Source organism: Streptomyces sp. NPDC104367 (assembly GCF_055583825.1).
This window is the reverse complement of the sequence record NZ_JBVJND010000042.1, coordinates 21502-47637: the sequence shown is the minus strand read 5'-3', so window position 1 is coordinate 47637 and position 26136 is coordinate 21502. Positions and strand designations below refer to the sequence as shown.

The following is a 26136-nucleotide window of genomic DNA, read 5'->3' as shown; positions in this document are numbered from 1 at the left end:
GACGATGTCCGGGCCTGCGGCGAGGTGTTCCCCAGGCTCTCCTCGCGCGGCCGCGAGGGCACGGCGTCCGTGAGGAGGCGCCCACACCGGCTCCCGGCGGCTGTCCGTGCCCGGCGCGGGCCCCCGACGGTTCCGTACCCTGGCAGCATGCGCATGCGCCCCACCCTGAGCTGGATCCCCGCCGCAGACCTGCCACCGGGCACCACCGACCTGGAGCCGGTCGTCGACGCGCTGAGCGCCGGCGGGGTGCTGGTGCTCAGCGGGGCGGGCCTCTCCACGGAGTCGGGCATCCCCGACTACCGCGGCGCGGGCGGGAGCCTGAGCCGGCACACCCCGATGACCTACCAGGACTTCACCGCCGGCGCCCACGCGCGGCGCCGGTACTGGGCGCGCAGCCACCTCGGCCGACGCACCTTCGGGCGTGCCCGTCCCAACGCGGGACACCGGGCGGTGGCCGCCCTCGTCCGGCACCGCCACGTCTCGGGGGTGATCACCCAGAACGTCGACGGTCTGCACCAGGCCGCCGGCACCGAGGGCGTGGTGGAACTCCACGGCAGCCTGGACCGGGTCGTCTGCCTCTCCTGCCGCGCCTTCAGTTCGCGCCGCGAGCTCGCCCGGCGCCTGGAAGCCGAGAACCCCGGCTTCGCCCCGGTGGCCGCCGGAATCAACCCCGACGGCGATGCCGACCTCACCGACGCGCAGGCCCGTGACTTCCGCGTCGTGCCCTGCGCCGACTGCGGGGGCGTCCTCAAGCCGGACGTGGTGTTCTTCGGCGAAGCGGTTCCGCCGCAGCGAGTCGAGCACTGTCGGCGGCTGGTGCGCGAGGCAACCTCGCTGCTGGTCCTCGGCTCGTCCCTGACGGTGATGTCCGGACTGCGGTTCGTCCGCCAGGCCGCGCAGGACGGCACGCCCGTGCTCATCGTCAACCGGGACGCCACCCGGGGCGACCCCCACGCGCTCACCCGGGTCGCGTTGCCGCTGGGAGCCGCCCTGACGACCGTCGCCGACCGGCTCGGCCTGCCGGTCAGCGGGCCGGCGGACTGAGGCCGGGCGGACGGCGGCGCCTGCCGGGCGGCCCGGACCGCGGCTGTCCGACGTCGGGGGGAGACACGGGAGCGTCGCCGCGGGTTCTCCGACCCGGTGGTCCGGCGACGCGAACCGTCCCCCTGTTCGGGGGACGGGCCCGTGCGGCCGGGGTATTCGGCGGCGAGCACATGTGTTCGCCGCGTCCCTCCCCGACCGCAGTCCCTGCGCCCGGAGTCCCGTCGACGCCCGCGGAGCACACCTCCTCGGCCGTGCGCCGACGGTGCGTGCCGTCGGCGCGCCGCCGGTCGCGCGAGACCGCGTCAGCCCCTCAGCTCGAACGCCCGGTGGAAGAGACCGCTGAGGGAGGGCTCGGTCCAGAAGGCGTTCTCGCAGTATCCGATGGAGCCGTCGCGGGCGACGATGAATCCGTGGTCACCGACGTGGAAGGAGATGCCGTCCTCCCAGTGTTCGACGTTCGTGACCCGGACGGTGGCGGCGTCCCCGTCGGTGAACCAGTGGTCGACCCTGAAGGTGACCTGATCGCCGTTGACGGAGGTCACCGTGCCCTCGAAGGCCGCGGTGTGCGCTGTCGACCGGTCACGCAGGCTCTCGACGGTGGGACCCGCGCACCGGGCGCCGCCGTTCTCGCCCACGGCCTTGAGGACCAGCGGCGCCGGAACGGCGTCGCGGGTGTCCGCCGTGTTCCAGGCGATGCCGCCGGCCAGCGCGAGCACCGCTGCCGCCGCCACGAGTGCCAGACGGCGGCGGGCCCGGCCGGGCGACGAGGGGGAAGGGGACGGGGAAGACGACGGCGCGGTGCGTGCTTCGGTGTCGACGGTCATGGTGGCCTCCATCAGCCGGCGGGGATCGAGTGGAGGAGCCACCGGGGCCGGTGCGGGGTCGGCTGCCTTCAGCCGGACGAGCAGTTCCTCATCGTTCACCGGTCGCTCCTTCCTTGTCCTTCACCGGACATGTGTGCGGCCGGAGCGCCGTTCTTTCGCTCCAGCATCGTGGCGAGTTTCTTCTTCGCCCGGTGCATGCGGATACTGACGGCGTTCGGGGTCATCCCGGTCGCCTCGGCTATCTCCCGCGGCGCCAGTCCCTCCCATGCCCACAGCAGCAGCACTTCACGGTCGACCGTGCTCAACCTGCCCAGCGCGGACTCCAGTTCTCCGTCACCGGCGTCCTGGGCCCCCGGCCACACGGCAGGGGTCCGTACCGTCCGGGTCAGCCGTTCCACCAGACGGAGCCGGCGGACCTCGGCCCGGCGCGCGTTGGCCAGACAGCCACGGGCCACCCCGTAGCACCACGGCAGGACCTCGGCGGGATCGACGGGACGTGCCGCCCCGAGCCCCGGCACGTCCTCCAGCCTGCGCCACAACACGAGCAACGTGTCCGCGAGGACGTCGTCGACCGCACCGGGATCCGCCCGCCGACGCAGATACCGGTGCAGCGGCTCGGCGACGACGCCCACCAGCACCTCGAATCGGGCTTCCCGCTCCCGGGACCGCCCACGCTCCAGCATGAACTCCATACCTCCGCCTGTCCGGCACCGCCCGCTTTCTTTCACCGGCCCCCAGCGGGACAGGAGGAGAGCGTACGGCGAGGCCCCGGTGGAGGATCACGCGGCGGATCGCACCCCGGCAGGGCAGCCGGCGCAGGTGTGCCTCGGTGCGGGCGGAGGGCCGGCAGCCCGTCCGGAGCCGTCCGACGCCGCTGGGGTTCGTGCGCTGTTGGAGGCCGCGCCTGCCGTGCTGACCGAGGCCGGGCACGGCGCGGTGACGAGCGGTGCGGCGGCGGCATGTGCGGGGGTCTCCACCGCCGCGTTTTCCGCACCCCGTCATCGACGCCGGCGGCCGCTTCTCGCAGTCGGTTGAACGGCTGGAGGAGCTGGGTTGCCCGGCTCCCGCCAAAGAGATCGTCAACGCCCGCTGGGGTCACTCCTCGACCTTCCTGCGGGTGCCGGAGAACTGGTCACCCGGCTTCCCGCGCCGACCGCGTGGAGAAGGCCGCCGTCGTGGTCGGGCAGGCGCGTCTGCGGTGGACGGTCATCCGGCAGGCGGTGCGCGGCGCCAGGAGCGGCGCCTTCGGCCACCTGCGTGGGCCGTGCGCACGGGATCCGGCGACTCGCCGTGGTCGCCACCCGGCGCCAAAGTGGGACCGCTCGGCGAACCGCCCCGTCCGTCAGCCGACGTCACTGCCGGGATCGCCGGATCCGTCGTCGGGTTCACACCACCCTCGCGATTTCGCCTCGGCGGTGAACCGGATGATCGCGTCGCCCAGTGATGTGCCGAACCGGTTCACCAAGCCGTCGGGATAGCGTCCCAGAACCGTGTTCACACCGATCGAGAGGCCGTCCCCGACACGCTCGACCTGGATGCTGGGCCCGGGAAAGAAGGTGATGGGGGCGCGTTCGTCCAGCAGTCTGGCTCGCGCGGGCCCGAACCGGGCGCCCACCGGCGAGGCGCCCGTGTGGTGCACGTAGATGTGGGGCCTGTACGGCGACCGGCCGTCGACGGTTCCCTGGTAGCGCTGGACCAAGACGTTGAACGGCACCGGGTTGCGGTACGCGAACATGAGGTGTTCCTGAGTGCGCAGCACGAGATCCAGCGCTGAAGCCCCGAGGCCGCCGCTCTGTTCACCGATGCGGACGATCACGCTGTCCGAGAGCCAGCCGACCAGGTCGTCGTGGACGTCGGTCCGGCCGGACTGCGAGGAGCAGACCGCGGCGTCCTGTCTGCCGTCAAGCGCGTGCAAGGCGTGGAGGACCAGCCCCATGACGGCCGTGTGCGGGGTGACGCCGACCGACAGGCAGGCGGCGTCGAAGTCGGCGGCGGCCGGGGCGGGCAGTGTGCACTGAGTGAATTCGGCGGGCTGCGGCGGCCGGAACTCCTCGTCGGGGTCGACCGGCGCCAGGTCGTCCCGCGGCGCGTCCGGAAACCCGGCCAGGGCCTCGTCCCACGCTTCCAGCATGCGGGGCGCATCGGCTCGCCATCGTGCTTCCCGGGCACCGAGGACCTGTTGGGCCGTGGTGCGCAGTGGCGGAAGCGCGGGCGGACGGCCTTCGAGCGACGCCTCGTAGAACTCGCTGAGGTCACGCCACAGCAAGCCCATGGAGGCAGCGTCGCTGACCAGGTGATCCACTGTCAGCGTGAACAGGGAACGGTCCTCGTCCAGCAGGGTGAGATGCGCGGACAGCAGCGGTGGATCGCGAAAGTCGACCGGGGCACCGACCTGTTCGTGGGCCAGGGCGAGCGCATCGGACCAGGCTTCGGAGTAGGGGCGGTGACGCAGGTCGCGCAGGGTCAGGTGCGGCCCGTCGAGTGACGCCGGCGGTATCTCCCTGAGGGCGACCTCAGCGTCCTCGGACAGGAAAGCGGTCCGTAGGCCGGCGTGCCGGGAGAGGAGGTCGCGTACCGCTGCCTCGAGCGCTGGAACGTCGACCCGGCCGACGAGTTCGACCGCGAGCTGGATGGCGAGCGGGGGTGCGCCCGTCTCACCGAGGAGCAATCGCTCCCGGGCCATCGCGACCCGGTTCCGTTGTCCGTGCGAGAACCCCGGCGGGGCCGTCGACGCGAGCGTCGGCATGGGCTCCGCCGACGGTTCGGGTTCGTCCTGCGCTGTCATGAGAGCGAGCTGCCGAGCGAACGAACGGTGTTCCAACATGTCGACAAGCCCGACCTGGGAAAAACCCGCCGTCCGCAGCCGGGAAGCGAGAACAGTTGCTTTAAGGGAGTTTCCTCCCAGAGCGAAGAAATCCGCGTCGTCCCGTGGCTCGGAACCGAGCAGTTCCGCCCACTGACCTGCCAGCCAGTCCCTGAACCCGTCCGGGGCGAGCGGCGGTTCGGCTGATCCGTCTGTCACCGGTTCGACACTCATACGCGTACCGCTTGATCGACGCGAACGAAAATCCCCGTTATCACAATAATTTCCTTTCCAGTCGATCATCACGCTGAATCCACGCACGGCTTCCGCCCGACTGGCGACCGACGCCGCAAAAGCGGACCGAGGAAGCGTGCTTTCGAAGTAGTAACACCCCGTCGAATGGCGGTGATCGTAGGTGTTTTCCATGCGTCCCGCAAGGCCGATTCGATCCCCGACGAAGCCCGACACGTCCGGCATGAGTCACTATCGATGCGAGGGGCTCTGCCGCTGGGAATCGATTCCTCCGAACCGGCACCGCTCCGGAACTGAATACTCCGTTCCACGGTTCTCGCACAGTCGGCCCTGATGCGCAGGACGCCCGCACCGGCCGGTCCGAAGAGTCGAGATCCTGCCCCGCCGCGGTCTGCCGGGGATGGGCGCGGGCCGAAGGCCGGGGCCGCCGGCCGGAGCGGCAAGGTTTTCGCAAGGCCGAAGGTCGAGCGTTGGCCCGACTGGGCGCGAACGGCCGCGCCCGTGGTGGCGCGGCAGGTGAGTGAGGGCATGAACGTGCAGGTGAGAAAGATGATCGTCGACCGGTTCCACACGGGGCGGCACCGGTCGGCCGCCCGGACCTCGCACGGTCGACGACCCGCCTGAAGGGCGCAGGGCTCCTGCGGGGGTCTCCTTCCCCGTCTTCCGAGGCGAGGAGCAGCCGTAACCGCCGGGGACCGCCAGGCGAACCACGGGTTTCCGGAAAACGACTCACACGGAAGATCGGATGTGCGCTACATTCCCCGGCGTCCACGGCGTGAGCGAACAGCCGAGTCCCGGTCCCGGGCGGACGACTGCGGCGGCAAACGCTCCATGTGCCGTGTCCGCCGAAATTCCACGCCATCCGTCATGTTCACCACGGGGGTAATTTTGTGCTGCGCGTCAGCGATGTCCTGCCGCCTCCCGGACCCATACGGGTCCTTCAGATCAACAACCTCATTGCCACGATCGGCTATGGCCTGTACACCTCGGGCAGTGCCCTCTTCTTCGTGAGGGCGGGTGGAATGTCCCAGTCGAAGGTCGGACTGGGATTCTCGCTGGCCGGCCTGGCCGGTGTGCTGCTGAGCGTTCCCATAGGACGGCTGGCCGACCGCTGGAACTCCCGCGATGTCTCGATCGGTTGCTCAGCTCTGCTCTCCTTGCTGCTGATCGCGGCCGTCTTCGTCGATTCGTTCTGGAAGTACCTTCCGGTGATCACCGGCATCGGAATCGTGGAGGCCGGCGGCAACGTGTCCCGCGGTTCCCTCCTCGCCGATCTGGTACCGAAGGAAAAGCGTGTGCGCGTCGCCGCATACAGCAGGGTGGTCACCAATATCGGGTTCTCGGTCGGTGTGCTCTGCGCCGGTGTGGTGACCGGCCTCGACACCGGAGCGGCGTACGCGTCCCTGATTCTGGGCATGTCGGCAGCGGCGGCAGCCGCCGCGATCCTCAGTCTGCGCCTACCGCGCCCCCAGTCCCCCGGGACGTCCGACCCGAAGCGGGACGGCGGGCGACGCGTCCACGATCTTCCCTACATCGCGGTGTCGGCGGTCAGCAGCACCACTCTGATCGGCAACACCATCCTGACGGTCGGGCTGCCCTTGTGGGTTGTCAGCCACACCGACGTGCCCACCCCGCTGGCCGCGTGGATGATCCTCGGCAACACGCTGCTGGTGATCGCCCTCCAGGTCAGGCTGTCCCGGGGAAGCGACACCGTTCCAGGGGCCCGGCGTATGCAGCGCGGCGCGTTCGCCGCACTCGCCGCTGCCTGCGTCGGTGCGGCGGCGGTACCGGAGTTCGGCGCCTTGGCCGGCACCGGCGTCCTCCTGGTCACCGTCGCCCTGCTCACCCTGGGTGAGCTGTGGGGCGAGAGCGCCAACTGGTCGTTCCGCTACGGTCTCGCACCGGCCGGTGCACACGGCGCTTACGGCGGGATGTACGCGTTGGGCGGCTCGCTCGCCAGCATCGCCGGCCCGGTGCTGGTGACCTTCTGCACCGCGCGGTTCGTGCCGGGCGGATGGTTCGTCCTCGCCCTGATCTTCGTCATCGGCCTCATCGCCAACGGGTCCGTCATCTCGTGGGCGGAGCGTACGCGCAGGCCCGAGGCCGAAGTGCCGCACGACGGCCCGCCACAAGCCGCAGCAGACACGGGCAGTACCCAGGTCACGCACCATCGGAGGACTTCATGAGCACGCATTCCCCAGCACCCGTGCCGACACCGTTGGCCGCGGCCGCCGCGCAGGTCCTCGGGTGGGAGCCGGACGGCCTGCGGACCGCGGCGGCCAAGTGTTCGTTCGTCGCCCTGGGAGGCACCTCGCTCGGCGCGATGGAACTCGTCGCACGAGCCGAAGGCCTCGGCCTGTCCCTCGACCTGCCGGCCCTGCTGGGAGGTGAGCCGCTCGCCTCGGTCCTCTCGGCCGCCCGCCGGGGCCCGGTCCCGGAACCGGTCCTGGAGAGCGCGCCGGCACCACGCTCCGACCGCGCCGTCTCGGAAGGCGAGAGCGCCATGCTGGTGAGCGAGGAGCTGGGCGCGGGCCACCCGTGGCGCCTGCTCTTCAGTGCGGACCTGTACGGCGAACTGGACCGAACTGCCCTGCTCGACGCCGTTCAAGGGCTCACGGACCGGCATGACGCCCTGCGCACGGTCTACTTCCACGGCCCCGACGGACCACGCGCGCGTGTCATCCCGCAGTGGCGCGCGCGCGTGCGGGTCCAGGAGCTGGAACTGGCCGACGGGGAGGCCGGCGTGGACACGGTCCACAGCATGCTCGCCGCGGCCGCTCCCGCTCTTCTGCGGCCTTTCACGAGCCCGCCCGTCGTGTTCACCCTGACCAGGAGCGGCAGCGGTCGTCACGTGCTGAGTCTGCTGATCCACCACGCGGTGGCGGACGGCTGGAGCATCGGGCTGCTGTGGCGCGAACTGTTCGCGTCCTATCAGAGTGCCGCACCGGCCGGTCCGGCACCGCAGTCCACGAACCGGAGCCGGCCCGAGGCGGAACAGCTCGCCGTCCGCAGGATCGGCGAGCTGGCCGGGACGCCCACCGTGCTGGAGCTGCCCGGCGACCTGCGCCGTCCGGACGTCTTCGACGGCCGGGGGGTCCGCGTCCCCGTCCCGCTGTCCGCCGAACTCCGCGACGGCTGCGCGGAGCTGGCACGGACCTGCGGTGTCACCCGCAACGTGGTGCTTCTCGCCGCGTGGTCGCTGGCGGTCGCCAGACGGGCCGGCCGGGACCGGTTGCTCGTCGGACTCTCCTGGGTCGGCCGGTCGACCCTGTCCCAGCGGTCGACGATCGCCCTGCGCACCTCCCTGCTACCCGTACGGTGCGTGCACGGCGCCACCGTGACCTTTCGCGACTACCTCCGGGAGGTCGGCCGGGACGTCCGCGCTGCGATCGGCGCCCGAGACGTGCCCGTCAAGCGACTCGCCAAGGGTCTCGGTGTCACCGCCGACGCCCGCCGCAACCCCCTGGTCCAGGTGGGCTTCGCCGCGCACGACGAGATGGTGCCCGGACACATCGGCCTCCCGGGGCTGGACGCCCGGCTGTACGAGGGACACTGCGGCGGCGCGACACTGGACGCCCTGCTCTACGTACAACGCTGGGGCCGGCAGCCGCGCCTGAGCATGGAGTACGCGTCCTCGGTCCTCACGCCGGGGGAAGCGGCACTGCTGGTTGCGGATTTCCTCACGGCGCTGCGGCACATGACCGCCCACCCGGATCAGGAGGTTCTGGCAGCCGCGGCCGCCGGGACGGGGGCATCGCCGCTTCCTGCGACCGGACCCGGTCCGGACCCGGCAGACAGCACCGACGGGTCCGTCACCGCGGCCGGCGACGTATGGCGACTCGTCGAGCGGGTCGCTGCCCGCGCACCGCACGCGTCGGCGGTGGCCGTGCCCGGCCGGGCACCCCTGTCGTATGCCGCCCTGGTCCGTGCCGTGGAGGCACAGTCCGCCGCCCTGCACGCAGCGGGCGTCCGCGACGGCGACCGGGTCGTCATCGCCGTGCCCCGGTCAGCCGAGGAGATCGTCACGGTACTGGCCGCGCTCCGGCTCGGCGCCGCCTACATCGGCGTGGAACCGGGACTGCCTGCCGTCGCGGTACGGCACGTCGCCGAACTGGCCCGCCCCGCAGCCGTACTGGCACCACCGCACCGTGCCGCCGAGCTCGCCTCCGCCGGGCTCGCGGCCACCTCGGTCGCACCGGTGGATCCATGGGCCTGCCCGGACCCGGCCACGACCGTGCCGCCTCTGGCCGCGCCCGATCCGGAGCGAGTCGCCTACATCGCCTTCACCTCGGGTTCCACCGGCCGGCCCAAGGCGGTCCGTGTTCCCCACCGCGCCGTGCTCCGCCTGGTCCTCGACACGAACGTGGTGCGGCCCAGGGCACTGACACGCTTCCTCCGGCTCGCGCCGCTCTCCTTCGACGCGTCGACGCTGGAACTGTTCACGCCGCTGTGCTCGGGCGGGACGATCGTGGTCCATCCCGACCGGCAGCCGACAACCGCCGGACTGGCCCGGTTCCTGAACGAACACGCGGTGACCGGACTGTGGCTGACCGCGGGGCTCTTCCGCTTGGTGGCGGACCACGAACCCGGGGCGTTCAGCGCGGTCGACCATGTGCTGACCGGCGGGGATGTCGTACCCGCGGCCCAGGTGCGCCGGGTGCTGGAGCACTGCCCCGGCCTGCGGATCAGCAACGGCTACGGGCCGACGGAGAACACCACCTTCACCACGGTCCACCACCTGGACGACGTCGCCGAGGTCGGTGACACGGTACCGATCGGCCGGCCGATCGCCGAGACCGGGGTGCTGGTCGTCGGCGAGGACGGGCGGGCGGTCCCCCAGGGTGCCGTCGGCGAGCTGTACGCCTCGGGACAAGGACTCGCACTCGACTATCTCGGCAACCCCGAGGAGACCGCGCGCCGCTTCGTGCACGGACCCGACCGGCGACGGTACTACCGCACCGGCGACCTCGTACGCTGGGACGGGGAGGGGAACCTGCGCATCCTCGGCCGCGGCGACCACCAGGTCAAGATCCGTGGCTTCCGGGTCGAGCTGGAGGAGGTTGCCGGGGTTCTGCGCGGCCTTCCGGACGTGGCGGACGCGGTCGCCGCCCCCACGACGGTCGGCGGGGGCGAGACCCGGATCGTCGCGGGAATCGTGGCCGCCCACGGCTCCGCCGACCAGCAGAAGTTGCGCGCGCTGGCCGCCGAGCTCCTGCCGGACTACGCGGTTCCCTCCCTCTGGGCCGTCACCGACCGTCTCCCCCTCACCCCGAACGGCAAGGTGGACGTCGTGGAACTGACCTCACGGGCGCTCGCCGTCTCCCGGTCCGGTCCGCGTGAGCCGGACAGCGAGAAGGCCGAGACGGACGCAACGGACACGGGCGGGGCTGTCGAGGAGATCGAGGACCGGGTCGCCGAGATCTGGGAACAGATCCTGGGATCCAGCGACTTCGGCTACGACGACAGGTTCTTCGACGTCGGCGGAGACTCCCTCCAGATACCTCGGGTCCGCAACCAGTTGGCCGCCGCCTATCCCGGATGCGAGGTCAAGCTCGCCGACATGTTCCGCTACTCGACGGTGCAGCAACTGGCGGCCTTCCTCCACGGGAAGGTGAACGTCGGATGAGCGACGAGACCGTCATGGCCCCGGACACGGCTGTCGCCGTCATCGGCCTCGCCGGCCGGTTCCCCGGCGCCGACTCCGTCGACGCGCTGTGGGCCGGCATCAAGGCCGGCGAGGAGTCCCTGACACGCTTCAGCACCGAACAGCTCATCGCCGCGAGGGTGCCCTCGCACGACTACGGGAGTCCCGACTACGTACCGGTGCGCGGCGTTCTCGACGACGTGGAACTCTTCGATGCGGCGCTCTTCGGATACTCGGCGCGAGAGGCGGAACTCACCGATCCGCAGCAGCGGCTGCTCCTCGAATGCGGACTGCAGGCGTTGGAGACGGCCGGCTACGGCGGATTCGACGGCAGAGCGGGGGTGTTCGTCGGCACGGGAATGAACAGCTATCTCCTGCGGCATGTGCTGACGGATCCGCGCGGGGCACAGGACGAGGACCTCCTCCAGATCATGCTGGGCAACGAGAAGGACCACGCCGCGACCCGACTCGCCTACAAGCTCGGGCTGCGCGGGCCGGCGCTGGCCGTCCAGACCGCCTGCTCCACCTCGCTGGTAGCGGTCCACCTCGCGCGCCAGAGCCTCCTCCAGGGCGAGTGCGACATCGCGCTGGCCGGCGGAGCCTCCGTCCAGCCTCCGCAGCACGCGGGCTACCTCTATGCCCGCAACGGGATCCTCTCGCCCGACGGCCACTGCCGTCCCTTCGATCGCGACGCCCACGGCACCGTGGTCGGCCAAGGCGCGGCATTGGTGGTCCTCAAACGAGCCCGGGAAGCCTACGCCGACCGCGACACGGTGCACGCGCTGATCCGCGGCTCGGCCGTCAACAACGACGGTGGACGCAAGATCGGCTACACGGCACCGAGCGCCGAGGGCCAGACCGAGGTGATCGAAGCGGCGCTGCGCTCCGCGGGTGTCACCGCGGACACCATCGGCTACGTCGAGGCCCACGGCACCGGCACCGAACTCGGCGACGGCATCGAGGTCCACGCCCTCACCGAGGCATACCGAAAGCACACGGACGGTACAGGCTTCTGCGCCATCGGCAGCCTCAAGGCGAACCTCGGGCATCTCGACGCCGCGGCCGGCGTGAGCGGGCTCGTCAAGGCCGTACTCGCCGTGCGCGAGGGAGTGATCCCACCAGCGGTCAACTGCGACAACCCCAACCCGGACATCGGCTGGGAGTCCACACCGTTCTACGTCAGCACCGACGCCCGTACCTGGCCGGCCCGGAGCGGACCGCGGCGGGCCGGAGTCAGCGCATTCGGCATGGGCGGCACGAACGCCCATGTGATCGTGGAACAGGCGGCGGCGCAGTCGGTGGAACCCGCACCGCGCCCGGGGCCCTGCCTGATCGTGCTGTCCGCCCACGACCGGCAGGCCGCCCTGTGCTCCGCGGACCTGCTCGCGCGCCATCTGGACGACGTGCCCTCGGCCGAGATCCCGGACATCGCCTACACCCTCCAGGCCGGCAGAGCCACCCGGACCTGGCGTACCGCAGTGGTCGGCAGCCAACCGCACGCCCTGCGCGATCGGCTGCGCTCGGCACAGCCGCGGCGCGCCCACCGCGCGCCCACACTCGGGTTCATGTTCCCCGGCCAGGGAACCCAGCGCCCCGGAATGGCGGCGGGCCTCTACGACGAACTGCCACGGTTCCGGGAGGTGGTCGACGAGTGCTGTGAACGACTGGCCCGGCCCCTCCTCCTGGATCTGCGTACCCTGCTGCTGGACACGAGCGGCGACGCCGGTGCGCAGGCCGCTCTGCGCGGTACCCGGCTGGCTCAACCGGCCCTGTTCGTCACCGAGTACGCGTTGGCCGTGCAACTCCTCGACTGGGGCATCAGGCCCAGAGTCCTCATCGGCCACAGCATCGGCGAGTACGCCGCCGCCTGCCTGGCCCAGGCGCTCTCCCTGCCGGACGCCCTGGACCTCGTCGCCGTACGCGGACGCCTCATGGACGACACGCCGCCTGGGGCCATGCTCGCCGTCCACGCGGCAGCGGACAGGGTCGCGCCGCTGCTCCCCGAGAGCGTGTCGGTCGCGGCCCGCAACGGACCCGAGACGGTCGTGGTCTCGGGACCGCGCGACGCGGTGGACGACATCGCCAAGGCCCTCGCCGGACAAGGCATCTCCACACGGCCGCTGCGCGTGTCGCACGCGTTCCACAGCAGTCTGATGGACCCCGTGCTCGACGAGTTCCGCGAACACGCCGCAGCCGTGCGCCACCGTCGGCCCCGGCTGAGGGTGATGTCGAACCTCACCGGAGAACCCGTCAGGGCGTACTCCGCCGAGTACTGGACCAGACATCTGCGCGAACCGGTCGACTTCGCCGCCGGGCTGGCCCGGGTCAACTCCATGACCGATCCCGTCCTCCTGGAGGTCGGCCCCGGACGAACCCTGACCGGCCTCGCGCAGTCGCAGCAGGAGGACGGTGCCCCGCTCTGTCTGCCCATGATGCCGGGAGCCCGGACGGACGACGATCCGTACACGGCGCTCCTGGCCGCGACCGGCACGCTGTGGACGGCGGGCGTCGGCGTCGACTGGACGGCTTTCGGGACCGGAAGGGGCAGACGGGTCGTCCTGCCGACCTACCCGTTCCAACGCCGCCGGCACTGGCTGGACGGCAGGCCGGCTGAAGTTCCCCGACCCGACCGCGCTTCCACGCCCGGCGCGAGCACGGTGACCAGGCCCGGCACGGGCGCCGATTCCGGCACGGAACGACAGGCGGCCCCGCGGACACCGAATGCCACAGCGCCCGGACCCGCGACCTCCGAGGACAGGCTCCGGTCCATTTGGCAGCGACTGCTGGGGGATCAACCAGTGCCGTTGGACGCCGACTTCTTCCGTCTGGGCGGCGACTCGCTGCTCGCCGTGCGTCTGATCACGCTGGTCCGGCGCGAGTTCGACGTGCCGCTGAACCTCGACGCCGTACTCGACCATTCGGGCTTCGCGGCTCAACTGGCACTTCTTCCCCCGCCCACGGCCGCATCCCGCACCCCTGCCACCAACGTCGTCGGAAAGGACACGGACACCCCATGAACCCTGAAGCCAAGCCGCTGGCAAGGATCACGGCCCTGCGCGCGAGCGCGGATCGGCCCGTGGTGGTCGTGGACTTCAACGAGTTCACGCCCAAGACCACACTGGCCGACGTCGCGGAGACGATCACCGCCGAGCAGGGCCTCTACCGGATCGACGCGGTGACCGCTCCGGTCTCAGGCCCCACGGACATCGGCGAACTCGCACGGGCCTGCGCCGGGGAGCTGCGTCGCCGGGGAGTGCGGCCGGAGACCCTGATCGGCTACTGCAGCGCGGCAGCCCTCACCCTGCACCTGGCCGCCGCGCTCACCGTCCCGGGCACTCCCGGGCCACACGTGATCCTCATGGAACCGAGCTGGCTCACACCGGAACTGGTCCGCGCCGACGTCACCGGCGTCCGTGCGAGCCTCGACGCCACCGTCCGGGAGACGTACGACGGAGAGCTGACCATCGACGCCGTCATGGACTGGCTTCGAGGGGCCCTGGCCCTCAAACTGCGGGCCGACGGGCTTCCCCAGGAGGAACTCGACCCGTGCGTCGACCTGCTGAGCGAGCGCTACCTCGCCTGGTTCAGCTTCCTCCTGCACACGCTCGGCACTCCCGTCCCGGCCGACCCGCGGCCCGTCACCGTGGTCGTCGGCGACGACGGACGCCGATTCGCCCACCCGGACTGGGCCGCCGACACCGTTCGCACGGAACGGCTGCCGCTGCCGACCGGCACGCTGCTCGGTGATCCGCGGACCGCCCGGCTGCTAAGCCGGCTCATCGACCCGGCACCGGCCCTGCCACCGGAGCACGGTGCTCCGGCCTGGGACGACGGAGCGCGCACGACGGACCTGTTGTGGCGCGGACTCGATGCCTACGGCGACGCGCAGGCCGTCTCGGACGAGTCCGAGACCATCGACTACCGCGAACTCTCACGACGTGCGCAGAGGCTCGCGCAGCGGTTGCGTGACCGAGGGGTCGGACCCGACACGATCGTCGCCGTCTGCGCGGAGCGATCGGTCGCCCTCGTCGTCGCCGTCGTGTCCGTGCTGCTCGCCGACGGCGCGTTCCTGCCGCTGGATCCGACCTGGCCCGCGGGCCGTATCGAGCACGTGGTCAACGAGGCGGAGCCACTGGTCGTACTGAGCGACGACACCTGCCGGCCGGTGCTGCCGGCCGCCCTGCGTGCTCCGGTGCTCGGCCTCGACGGCACTCCTGGCACGTGGGCCGATCCCGCGACCGAGCGGACGTCTCCCCCGTGTCCTGCGGCCGACGACCTGGACCTGGCCTACGTGATCTACACCTCGGGCTCCACCGGCAGGCCCAAGGGCGTAGGGGTTCCGCACCGCGGCCTGGTCAACCGACTGCGCTGGATGCAGGAGCGCTTCCCCATCGGCCCCGGCGACGCCGTCCTGCAAAAAACCCCTTGCACGTTCGACGTGTCGGTCTGGGAACTCCTGTGGCCGCTGACGGTGGGCGCCCGGCTGGTCATGGCCCGGCCGGACGGCCACCGGGACCCCGAATACCTGGCCGAGACGATCCGACGAGAACACATCACCGTCGCCCACTTCGTACCCACGATGCTCGACGCGTTCCTCACCGAGACCGCGACGGCGCCGTGCAGCTCGCTGCGCCATGTCATCGCCAGCGGCGAGGCGTTGAGCCACGGACTGGCCAACCGCTTCACGGCCTCGTACAGCGCGCGACTGCACAACCTCTACGGTCCGACCGAGGCGTCGATCGACGTGACGTGGTGGACCTGCCGGGCGCCCGAGGCCGGACCCGGCGTCCCGATCGGTCTGCCGATCCGAGGCATGCACGTGTCCGTACGCGACGACAAGGGTCTTCGAGTCGCCACAGGTGAGCGCGGCGAGCTGTACCTGGGCGGAGTGGGTCTCGCCCGGGGTTACGTGGGCAGGCCCGATCTGACCGCCGCCAGCTTCGTCGACGCGCCTGACGCTCCCGGCGAGCGCCTGTACCGTACGGGAGACATCGTCAGCTGGTCGGCGGACGGACATCTGCGCTACCACGGCAGGCGGGACCACCAGATCAAGCTGCGCGGGCTGCGGATCGAGCCCGGTGAGATCGAGGCCGTGGCCTGTGAGCACCCCTCGGTCGACGCCGCCCTCGCCATGGTGCGCACGGACGTGGCCGCCGGCGCGAAGCTCGTCCTCTATGTGACGCCCGCGCTGGACCCGGAAGAGACGGTCGCGGTGCGTGGCCATCTGGCCTCGATGCTCCCCGAGTCCCTGATCCCGGCGGCGATCGTCTCCCTGCCGTCCTTCCCCGTCACCGCCAACGGAAAGTGCGACCGGGCCGCCCTGCCGGCCCCGGCGGCCACGGGAGCGGGGCGCGGTGGCACCCGCAGACGCCGCACGGCGGCGCTCCGCCCCGCCGGCACCATGCGCCGCACCGATGAACCGACTTCATGAGCGCCTACTGGGGGGAGACCGTGTCCGTGGAACTGGCATCACACCTACGACAGATCGTCGAGGAGAACTTCAACGCCTCACATCGCCTCCGTCCTCCGGACTCCCGGCACCTCTCGGCGGGCCCGCGCAGCCGCCAGGACGCGGTCGTGTTCGACGCCGCGTGCCTGTATGTGGACGTCAACGGATCGAGTGACATCCTCAACGCCCTGGGCAGACAGGACGGGGCCCGGTTCTTCCGGGCCTTCGCCCTGGGCGCCGCCGCGATCACGGCCGCGAACGGGGGTCACGTGTGCGGGGTGCACGGCGACGCGGTGCTCGCGTTCTTCACCGGCCCGCACCGCGCCCTCAGAGCCGTCCACACCGCCAGGCAGGTCGACTCCTTCGCCTCGGACAACCTGCATCCGCGGATGTGCGCCCGTCTCGGACGCAACAGGTCCGCGTTACGGCGCGGACTCGGGTTCAGCGTCGGTTGCGGCATAGACGTCGGATCGGTGTTCGCCGTTCCCGTGGACGTCAGCGGGGTGAGGGACAGGATCTGGTCGGGACGTTGTGTGAACACGGCTGCCAAGCTCTCCAAAGTGCCCAGGGAGCAGCGGCCGTTGGCCGTGGCAGCGGAAGTCCTGGCCTCCATCGAGGCGGAGTCGGCGCATCACCCGGACCGGCCGTCCTCCGCCTATTGGTCCCCTGAGCTGGCCATTCACACGGGCGGAGCGATACGCAAGGTGCGGTTCGGCGGGCAACCCGCACCGCAGAAGCAGGACGCTCCGAACGATCTGGAGAGGACGTCCGTCGAACTGGCCGGCCTGGTCCAGGCATCGGTCCTCGCACCCGCAGGATGGCCTCCCGCGCGCATGAGCATGCGGCAGGTCTCGCGCTAGCCGGCCGCCGCGCGCACAGGCTCGGCGCCGGCCCCGGCCGGCCGGCGCGCGGTGACGGGCTCGCTCACGTCAATACGCCCCGGTTCTCCGCCGGGGGGATCGCGGGCACGGACTCCAGGGCCCGCGGACCTCGGCGGAGGACGTTCGTGAAGGTGTCGAGGAGGTCGGCCGCGAACCGGCCGCTGACCAGGCTGTCCTGGAAGGTGAGGTCGATCCGCAGTGTGCCGTCCGGCTGCGGCAGGGTCTCCAGGACCAGCTCACCCACGGCTTGCGCGGGTGCGACCCGCAGCGGTGTCGTCGTGGCGCCGGGCAGTCGCAGTCGCGGTCGCGGTGCGTCCTGGTAGGCGAAGACGACCTGGTACAGCGGGGCGCGGCCGGTCCGGGGCGGGTTGACCAGGCGGACCACCTCGCCGAACGGCACGTCCTGCGCGCAGAGCGCCTCGGTCGTGACCCGCTCCGTCCCGGTGATCAGCCCCGGCCAGTCCGCGCCCTTCCCCGACAGCCGCACACAGACCGCGTCCACCAGACAGCCGACCGCCCGCCCGAGCAACGGGTCGGCCCGACGGGCGACCGGGACTCCGATTCCGAAGTCGGTCCGTCCGGTCAGCGTCCGGATCGCGGCCGAGCAGGCGCTCAGCAGAACGACGAACGGGGTCGTACCGTTGGCTCGGGCCAGTTCGCCGATGGTGGTCGCCTCTGCGCGGCTCAGTGTCGCCGTGATCTCGCGACACGACTCGGCGGGGCGCTCCGGGGCGGGCGGAGTCTCCGGGCCGGCGGGCCGTGGGAACTCCAGCTCCGGCAGACCGCACAGGGCCGACTGCCAGTACCGGCGCTGTACGTCGGCGTCGGACATGGCCGCGATCCGCGCGAGCCGGTCGTCGACCTCGCGCAGGGTGGGTGCCGGCTCGGCGAACTCCGGTGTCCGTCCGGCCGCACGTGCCGTGTAGCAGTCCGCGAGTTCCGCGGCCAGGACCGGGGCGGAGTGGCCGTCGAACGCGATGTGGTGGACCACCAGGCCGAACAGGGTCGCTCCGGCAGCAGCCACGGGGACGACGGCCGCCCGCAGGACCGGCCCTCGCTCCGGGTCGAGCGGGGACAGGAGGGCGGACCGCAGGGCCTCCGCGGCCTCCCGCGGCGATCCGCACGGAGGCAGTCGCAGGAGCTGCGGCCGGACCGGAGGCTGATGCGCCGGGGCGGTGGAGAAGGCCGCCGGCCGAGCGGGACGCATCGTCGTGTCGAGCCGGTACTCCGCTCGCAGGGCCTCGTGACGTGCGGTCAGGTCGCCGAGTGCGAGGGTGAGCGCGGCGGTGTCCAGCGGTCCGCTGATCTCCCAGGCCAGCGGGCAGAGCGCGGAGAGGTCGTGCGGCCGCAGCCGGTGCTGCGTCCAGTAGCTCGTCTGCACGGTCGAGAGCGGGACGGCCGGTGCGGTGGCGGCAGTGTCGGAGCATCCGTCAGCAGGTGCGGCAGGAGGCGTGACAGCAGGTCTCGCGACGGCGAGGCGGGGCGCCAGCCACGCCGCCAGCGCCCGGGCGGTCGGGCGGCGGAGCGCCTCGGAGATCGGCACGGGTGCGCCGATCTCGGTGGCGAGCCGGGTGCAGACAACACCGAGTTGCAGTGAACTGCCCCCGAGGTCGAAGAAGCCGGCACCGGTGGGGACCTCGGGAGCGTCCAGAACCCTGGCCATGATCTCGACGATGACCCGCTCAAGTCCGCCGGACGGCGGAGCACTGTCGGCGTCGGGCGTGCCCGGGCCGGATCGGTCCATGGAGCGCAGCAGTGCGGCCGGGTCCAGCTTGCCGTTCGGGTTCAGCGGCAGAGCTTCGAGCCGGACGGCCCTGTGCGGCACCAGATAGCGGGGCAGCCGGTCGCGCAGTGTGGCCAGCACCTGTTCGGCCTCCACGGCGGAGCCCTCGGTGGCGGTGAAGGCCAGCGCGAGTTCCCGGTGGCCGCCGGTTTCGTCGGGGACGGGCACGGCGACGCACTGCCGCACTCCGGTGACCTGAGCGGCGGCGCGCTCGACCTCGGCAGGCTCGATCCGCTGACCGCGGATCTTCACCTGGCGGTCGGCCCGGCCGTCGAAGTGGAGCCTGCCGTCACGCGTGCGGTGCACGAGATCGCCGGTTCGGTAGACCCGCGTCGATCGCCCGTCCAGTTCCAGAACCGGGAAGCTCCGCGCGGTCCGCGCCTCGTCGCCCAGATAGCGCACGGCCAGGCCGGCACCCGACAGCAGGAGTTCGCCCACCTCGTCCGGGCCGCAGAGGCGTTGGCCGTTCCAGACGTACAGGCCGGTACGCGGCACGGGGGTACCGAGCTGCACGCCTTCGGGACGGCCGCAGTCCTCCGGGCGTACCCGGTGGACGGTGGCCACGATCGTGGCCTCCACCGGCCCGTAACAGTGCAGCGCATGCGCCTCGGGGTGGGCCGCGAGGAAGGCTGCCAGGTGGCGGGGGGACACGCGCTCGCCCCCGACGAAGACCTGGTGGATGCCCGTCAGAGCATCGAGGTCCTCGTCCACGAACATGTTGAAGAGCGCGGGGGTGAGGAAGATCGTGTTCACCCGGTGCCGTGCCACCAGGTCGCGCAGGGTGGCGGGCAGCAGACAGGGCTCGCCGACGACGACCGAGCAGCCGCCGTTGAGCAGTACGCTCCACAGTTCCAGGGAGAGGGCGTCCCAGGGAACAGCGGCGGCCAGGGGCATCACCGTGTCGGGCCCGAGCTCGGCGAACGGGCAGTCACGGAACAGCCGTACGGTGCCCGAGTGCGGGGAGAGCGCACCCTTGGGTTCGCCCGTGCTGCCGGAAGTGAAGATCACACAAGCGGGAGCCTCCTCGGGGACGGCCACGGGTACCACGGCCCTCGGCGCGGCGGCCACCGTCGCGAACTCCTCGGGCCGGGCCGGAGCGACCCGGTGGGCATCGAGGTCGACCGGCGGATCGCAGACCGCGACGGGCGAGCCGAGCAGCCCGACCAGCCGGGAGAGACGGGCCCCCGGCCATTCGGGGTCCAGCGCGGCATAGGCGGCGCCGCGTTTCAGGATCCCGAGGAAGGCCGCCACAAGACGTATCGACCTGGGCATCACCACGGGGACGAGGTCGCCGGGACCGACGCCGGCCGCCGCCAGCTCGGCGGCGAAGTCCTCGGCCAGGGCGTCCAGTTCGCGATAGGTCACGGTGGTGTCGTCCTGGACCAGCGCCGGCGCGTCGGGCGTCAGGCGCGCCCACCGCGTGAACAGCTCGTGGATGACGCCGGCGGTGCTCGGCGCGACGGCGTCGTTCGCTGCCGTCCGGTTCATGGCCATACGCGTCTCCTGTGGTCTCGAGCGCCGGGGTGGGTGCGCCCGGCTATTCGGCGAGGTCGGGCTCGGCCCGCACGATCTGGTCGAAGAGGGGCTGGAAGTTCAGCCAGCCGATGAGGTCGTCACCGACCTCGTTCCTCGTGTGCAGCGCGTGCTCGTGAGTGATCGGAACCACCGTTCCGGCGGCCTTGGCCAGCAACTGGACCTGGCAGGAGCGCTCCATGGTGATGAACCACCAGGCTGCGGCGTCGACCGTGTCACCGACCGTCAGCAGTCCGTGGTTGCGCAGGATGACGGCCTTGTACCGGCCGAGCGCGGCGGCGACCCGGCGGCCCTCCTCCAGCGCGGTGACCGGGCCGGTGTAGTCGTCGAACAGGCCGTGATCCTGGTAGAAGGCGCAGACGTCCTGGGTGATCGGTTCGAGCAGCTCGCCGAGCGCGGACAGCGCGCGCCCGTAGGTGGAGTGGCTGTGGGCGGCTGCCACCACGTCCGGCCTGGCCTCGTGAATCTGCGAGTGGATCGCGAAGGCCGCCTTGTTGACGTGGTAACGGCCTTCGACCACCTTGCCGTTGCTGTCCACCAGGAGGAGATCGCTCGACCTGATGTGCCTGAACGTCATGCCGAACGGATTGACCCAGAAGTGGTCGGTCAGCTCCGGGTCCCGGGCGGTGATGTGGCCGGCGGTGCCTTCCTCGAAGCCGAACCGGCCGAAGACGCGCAGGGCTGCCGCGAGCCGCTCCTTGCGGTGGGCGCGCTCCTCCTCGAAGGTGTCGAACATGGGGGGAAGCGGCATCATCAGTTGCTGGGACATGAGGACCTCCGGGTCGGTTCGGTCTGGTTCGCCAGGGCATCGGGCACGGTGCACGGTGCGCAGAGAGCTCCCTGCCGGGGCGTTCGGACCGGCCCGGGGCTCCGCCGCGGTCACAGCCCGCGCTTCTCCAGCGCGACGTGCACGGCGTCCGCGAGGGTCTTCACGCAGGGCGGCCGGATCACGCTGTGGTAGTCGCCCGGAAGCACCTCCACGGTCAGCCCGCCCGGCAGTACGTCGTCCCAGCCGAGCGTGTCGTGTTCCGCGGCGGTGCGCGATCCTTCGCTGCGGAAGAGCACCGTCGGATGCGTGACCGTCCCGTCCGAGACGTAGGACCGGACGTAGTCCCGCACCGCCCGCAGGTTCTTCCGGTAGACGTCCAGCAGCCGGTCGAGCTCCTGAGGGCCGGTGTCCGGCTCGACCAGGCCATGCGCCCGCAGCTGCTCCAGGAGCAGTGCCTGCCGCTGGGCCTCCGGCGTGCTGCCCTCCTCCGGGAGGGCCAGGTCGAGGCCGTACTGGGCAGCGAAGCGCCGCACCAGCGTGGCCTCCTCCAGACCGGTCCAGAAGGGGTCGTCGCTCGCGCCGCTCTCCATCTCCGCCAGGGCCCGCGGGCTGGGTGCCGGGCTGTCGATCAGGACCAGGATCCCCGTGGACCGGCCCTGCTCGGCGAGCTGACGGCTGACCTCGTGCGCGAACATCCCGCCCAGGCAGCGGCTGCCCAGCAGGTAGGGGCCGCTGGGCTGGACCGAGCGGATCGCCGACACGTACCGCTCGGCCATCTCGCGCAGGTCCGCGACCGGGCTTTCGGATCCGTCCAGCCCGGGTGCCTCCAGGCCGTACACGGGACGGTCGGCGGGCAGGAAGCGGGCCAGTTCCGCGGCCCAGACGGCACTGCCGCGGCCACCGTGGAAGAGGAACAGAGGCTTGCGGCCCGCGCCGCTCTTCAGCTGGACCAGGACTCTGTGGCGAGCGGTCCGGGCCTCTCGGCGGCGCAGCAGGGCGGCCATGTCCTCGACGGTGCGGGCTTCGAAGATCTCCGACAGCGCGAGCCTGCGACCGAGTTCCCTGTGAACGCGGACGGTGAGCTTCACGGCCAGCAGGGAGTGGCCCCCGACGTCGAAGAAGTCGTCGGTGACGCCGAAGCCGGTGTGGTCGAGCAGTTCCTCCCACATGGTGAGCAGCGCCAGCTCCACCGAGTTGCGCGGGCCGGTTCCGCCGTCGGCCGTCTGGCGCACAGGCTCCGGAAGCGCCGCACGGTCCAGCTTCCCGTTGGGGGTGCGGGGCAGCGCGGCGAGCCGGACGAAGGCGCTGGGAAGGAACTGCTCGGCCAGCCTTGCGCGGAGGTGCGCCCGCAGCTCCGTGTCGGACGGGGCCGGGGCGGCGGGCACCAGGTACGCCACCACCTGGTTGCCGCCGTGCGGGTCGGCGACCGGCACCACGCAGCAGTCCTGGACGCCCGGATGGGAGCGGACGGCCGCGTCGATCTCGCCGAGCTCGATCCGGAAACCGTTGATCTTGATCTGGTCGTCGGTCCGCCCGAGGAAGTCGAAGGTGCCGTCCGGCAGGCGCCGGACGCGATCACCCGTGCGGTACAGCCGAACCGGCCTGCCGTCGGCGCCCGCGACCTCGACGAACTTCTCCGCCGTCAGCCCGGCCTGCCCGAGATAGCCTTCGGCCAGGCCGGGTCCGCTGACGCAGAGCTCGCCCGGTGTCCAGTCGGGCACCGGCCGGAGCGCTCCGTCCAGCACGTACAGCTGGTTCGCGCCGAGCGCCGGTCCGAGCGGGACGACCGCGCAGCGCCGGTCCAGGTCGGCGTTGTCCACCCGGTGGGCGCTGACGCCGACGGTCGTCTCGGTCGGGCCGTAGTGGTTCACCACGGCGCAGTCGGGCGAGAGCTGGGTGATCCTGTCCAGCAGGGCCCAGGAGCAGGCTTCGCCGCCTGTGACCAGCAGCCGGCGAGGTATCAGTGCGGCTGGCTCCGTGGTGGCCGTGAGCAGGGCGGTCAGATGGGACGGCACGATCTTGAGGCAGTCGATGTCCTCGCGCCGCAGGTAGCTCCCGAGGGCTGCCGGGTCGGTGCCGGTGTCCTGGTCGATCACATGGAGGGTGCCGCCGGTGCACAGTGCGGCCAGCAGCGCCGTGTACCCGAGGTCGGCCGCCAGCGTGGAGACCAGGGCGAACCGCGGAGCCGGACCGAGCGGAAGCTCCTTGATCACCGCGTCGGCGTAGTGCGCGAGCTGCTCGTGCCCGACCACCACGCCCTTGGGCCGGCCCGTGGTGCCGGAGGTGTAGACGACGTAGGCGGACCGCGGCGTCCGCTGTTCCAGCGGTCCGGTCGAGGAGGCCGTCGTGGTGAGCACCGCGCGCGGGCCGTCGTCCGGCAGGAGGACCATGGTGTTCGGGTCGACCAGCGCGTACCGGGCACCGCTGTCCGCCAGCACGAAAACCAGTCGCTCCCCGGGCTGTTCGGGGTCGACAGGTACGAAGCAGCCACCGGCGGCGAGTACGGCGAGCATCGCGACGACCGCGTCACCGCCCCGGGGAAGCAGGACCGGGATGCGTTCGCCGCTCTCGACCCCGAGCGACTGGAGGTGAGCGGCCAGGGCGCCGATCCGGTCGGCCAGCTGACGGTAGGTGAGCCGGTCCGTCGGGCCGACGAGTGCCTCCGCGTCCGGTGTCAGGTCCGCCTGCCGAACCACCCGCAGGTGCACCGGCACGTGTGCGCCGTGCTGTCCGCAGGTCGGCTCGTCGTCCGGCGGGCCGGACGGCCGCGGGGTCACCGACCGGCCGCCGGCGGTGAGCGGTAGCGTCGTCGGCTCGTGGTCGCCGTCGGTGGCGACGGCCGAGAGGGCCGCGGCGAACGAGCCGGCGAGCAGCCGGAGTTCGTCCGGGCCGATGCTGCGCGGCGCGTTGAGCCGCACCGTCAGCAGGTCGCCGCGTCGCAGGCAGGTGGCCGTGAGTCTCCGGGGCGGCGCGGAGGCGCGCACCGACCGGACGGTCGCGGTCAGTTCACCGATCCTGCGCGACGGCGGGAGCTCGATGAACTCGAACGCCGTCCTGAACAGGTGTGCCGCGGCGCTCGCGGCCGCCGGGTCATGGAAGTTCTCGTGGCCACGGGCCTCGGCGAGGGTCTCGGCCACGGCCACGGCGGCGGCCGAGACGGTCGGCTGCGCGGAGCCGTCCCAGCGCACCGGCAGGGTGCGGGCCAGGGGGCCGATCACGGTCGCCAGGTCGCTGACGCCGCGTCCGTCGGTGATCACTCCGGTGGTGCCGGACTCCTCGTCGCCGAACCGGGCCTGCACCAGCTGCCAGACGGTCAGCAGCAGGTCCGCGACGCTGATCCCCAGGGCGTCGGCGCGCGCGGTCAGTGCCGCCGTCGTGTCGGCCGGCAGTTCGACCTCGGACTCGGCTGCCGCCGGCTCGCCGTGTTCCGGCGCGGCGGTGCTCTCGAAGGGGAACCGCAGCTCCGCGCCCTGCTCCGCCATGGTGGCCGTGGACCAGAAGCGTCGGCCCTCGGCCGTCTCCGGGGCGCTCAGCATCTCCGTCAGCCACTCGGCGAGATCGGCGTACTGAGGCGGCTCCGTCACGGTGCCGGTACCCGCGCAGGTGTCGAGCAGCTCCTGTGTCAGCAGCAGCAGACTCCGCGTGTCGCCCAGGACGGCGGGCAGGCCCAGTGCCAGCGTGGCGGACTCTTCGGCCCGTTCGAAGAGCACGGCCCGCAGCTGCGCCCCGGGGCCGTCGGCGAACCAGTGCGACGACAGCCTCGCCAGGTGCCTTGTCACATGCTCGGGCCGGTCGGCGGCCGGGACGGGTCCGAGAGGCACCCGCTGGGCCGCGGCCGCCGTCGGCTCGGCGATCGACTGGACGGGGAGGACGAAGCACGGTGCGAGCTCGATCGTGGTGCGCAGGATCTCGTACCGCTCGACCAGCATGCCCAGCGCACGGTCCAGCCGTGATCCGTCGAGTGGTCCGTCCAGCTCCGTGGTGCACCAGACCCACGGTGTGGCGTCCGGCCCCGTACCGCGGTCGGCCTGCTGCCAGATCTGCTGCTGCTGCGGCGAGACGCGGAACCCTTCGCCGGCTTCGGTCATGGCGTTCTCCCTCACTTCTGCCCCTGCTGGGTTCCGTACGGCTCGGCCATCGAGACAAGCACTTTGCGAGGTCCCGCGTAGGGCTGGCGCCCGTGCGAGGCGAGGATGTTGTCGACCAGCAGCACGTCGCCGCAGTGCCAGGGCTCGGCGACCGTCTCGGCTTCGAAGGCGGCCCTGATCTCGGCCAGGTCCTCCTCCGGGATCGGGCTGCCGTCGCCGAGCAGGGCGTTGCGGGGCAGGTCCTCCTCGGCGAAGGCCGTCAGCAGCGAGTCCCGGACCTCGGTGCCGAGGCTCGACGGGTGGAAGAGGTGAGCCTGGTTGAACCAGGCCCACTCGCCGGTCGAGGGGTGGCGAACCGCCGCCTGGCACACCTGGCGGGTCCGCAGGCGGTCCCCGTCCGTCCACCGGTACTCGATGCCGGCGGCGCGGCAGAAACGCTCGACGCCGGCCCGCTCGGTGGTCTCGAACACCTGCTGCCACGGCAGGTCGAGTCCGGCGCCGTAGTTGCGGACGTACATGACGCCGTGGTCCATGAAGCGGTCCCGGAGGCGCCGGCCGAGCCGGGCGAAGACCTTGCGGTTGTCGGCGAGCGGGGTCGCCCCGCCGTCGGCCGCCGCGACGGTGCACAGGAACCAGAGCTTCATCGGCCAGCTGCCGGCGTACGCCAGCTCGCTGTGCTGCGGGATCGTCTGGTCCGACGGGTACTCGGTCGAGGTGTAGACCCCCGCTGACTCACGGCTGCGCGGGGTGGATCCGTACACGTAGTCGAGGGTGGCCGGGGACAGCGCCGTGACCACCCGCTCCAGGCCGCGGGCGTGCTCGACCGGGAAGCCCCGGAACAGCACCGCGCCCCGCTCCTCCAGGTGGCGGTGGACCTCGTCGCGGTTCTGCCGCAGCCACCGCACGAGGTCGAGACCCGGGACGGTCGCGCTCAGCCTGCGTGGGAGTTCGGCGGCGCCGGGCGGTGCGACGGTCACCAGCCGGTCACCGGCAGGGGTGCCGATACGCCGACGGGATCCGGCCGGCGGGATGCCGGGCGCCGTGCTCGGGAGTGTCGGATGCATCA

Annotated in this window: 13 protein-coding genes; 6 read left to right on the top strand and 7 right to left on the bottom strand. The window is 71.8% G+C overall.

Features of this window, described 5'->3' with window-relative positions; all coding sequences use genetic code 11:
* The first annotated feature begins 147 nt into the window (after positions 1-147).
* Positions 148-1044, top strand: a complete 897-nt coding sequence (locus tag ACZ619_RS40190; protein WP_469610241.1) for an NAD-dependent protein deacetylase — start codon at positions 148-150, stop codon at positions 1042-1044.
* Positions 1045-1346: 302 nt separating this feature from the next.
* On the opposite strand, the gene ACZ619_RS40185 is transcribed toward ACZ619_RS40190, so the two are convergent.
* The 3 genes from ACZ619_RS40185 to ACZ619_RS40175 form a co-directional block, all read right to left on the bottom strand.
* Entirely contained in the window at positions 1347-1967 is a 621-nt protein-coding gene (locus ACZ619_RS40185) for a hypothetical protein (protein ID WP_469610238.1), read from the bottom strand.
* On the bottom strand, positions 1964-2560 hold the full coding sequence (locus ACZ619_RS40180) for an RNA polymerase sigma factor (RefSeq protein WP_469610235.1): 597 nt from the start codon (positions 2558-2560) through the stop codon (positions 1964-1966). The genes ACZ619_RS40185 and ACZ619_RS40180 overlap by 4 nt, the downstream gene beginning before the upstream one ends.
* Before the next feature lie 650 nt (positions 2561-3210).
* Positions 3211-5148: a condensation domain-containing protein gene (locus tag ACZ619_RS40175; protein WP_469610233.1), complete on the bottom strand. Its 1938-nt coding sequence runs from the start codon at positions 5146-5148 to the stop codon at positions 3211-3213.
* 665 nt (positions 5149-5813) lie between these two features.
* On the opposite strand from ACZ619_RS40175, the gene ACZ619_RS40170 reads away from it, so the two are divergent.
* The 5 genes from ACZ619_RS40170 to ACZ619_RS40150 are packed head-to-tail and all read left to right on the top strand — an operon-like array spanning position 5814 to position 16876.
* The gene (locus tag ACZ619_RS40170) at positions 5814-7109 is read left to right on the top strand and encodes an MFS transporter (protein ID WP_469610230.1); all 1296 of its coding nucleotides are present in this window, start codon (positions 5814-5816) and stop codon (positions 7107-7109) included.
* The gene (locus ACZ619_RS40165; RefSeq protein ID WP_469610228.1) at positions 7106-10549 is read left to right on the top strand and encodes a non-ribosomal peptide synthetase; all 3444 of its coding nucleotides are present in this window, start codon (positions 7106-7108) and stop codon (positions 10547-10549) included. Before ACZ619_RS40170 ends, ACZ619_RS40165 begins: the two co-directional genes overlap by 4 nt.
* Complete coding sequence (locus tag ACZ619_RS40160) at positions 10546-13584, top strand: type I polyketide synthase (RefSeq protein WP_469610226.1); 3039 nt, start codon at positions 10546-10548, stop codon at positions 13582-13584. The genes ACZ619_RS40165 and ACZ619_RS40160 overlap by 4 nt, the downstream gene beginning before the upstream one ends.
* Positions 13581-15998 (top strand): amino acid adenylation domain-containing protein, encoded by a 2418-nt coding sequence (locus ACZ619_RS40155; RefSeq protein ID WP_469610224.1) that lies wholly within the window; start codon positions 13581-13583, stop codon positions 15996-15998. The genes ACZ619_RS40160 and ACZ619_RS40155 overlap by 4 nt, the downstream gene beginning before the upstream one ends.
* Positions 15995-16876: a hypothetical protein gene (locus tag ACZ619_RS40150; RefSeq protein WP_469610222.1), complete on the top strand. Its 882-nt coding sequence runs from the start codon at positions 15995-15997 to the stop codon at positions 16874-16876. The genes ACZ619_RS40155 and ACZ619_RS40150 overlap by 4 nt, the downstream gene beginning before the upstream one ends.
* Before the next feature lie 64 nt (positions 16877-16940).
* On the opposite strand, the gene ACZ619_RS40145 is transcribed toward ACZ619_RS40150, so the two are convergent.
* From ACZ619_RS40145 to ACZ619_RS40130, 4 genes are read right to left on the bottom strand one after another with little or no spacing between them, the layout of a single operon-like run.
* Positions 16941-20174: an amino acid adenylation domain-containing protein gene (locus ACZ619_RS40145; protein ID WP_469610219.1), complete on the bottom strand. Its 3234-nt coding sequence runs from the start codon at positions 20172-20174 to the stop codon at positions 16941-16943.
* Positions 20175-20217: 43 nt separating this feature from the next.
* Complete coding sequence (locus ACZ619_RS40140; protein WP_469610217.1) at positions 20218-21036, bottom strand: class II aldolase/adducin family protein; 819 nt, start codon at positions 21034-21036, stop codon at positions 20218-20220.
* Positions 21037-21092: 56 nt separating this feature from the next.
* A complete protein-coding gene (locus ACZ619_RS40135; RefSeq protein ID WP_469610215.1) occupies positions 21093-25070 on the bottom strand; it encodes a non-ribosomal peptide synthetase in 3978 nt (1325 codons plus the stop codon).
* 11 nt (positions 25071-25081) lie between these two features.
* A complete protein-coding gene (locus ACZ619_RS40130) occupies positions 25082-26134 on the bottom strand; it encodes a TauD/TfdA family dioxygenase (RefSeq protein WP_469610212.1) in 1053 nt (350 codons plus the stop codon).
* Between the last annotated feature and the right edge of the window lie 2 nt (positions 26135-26136).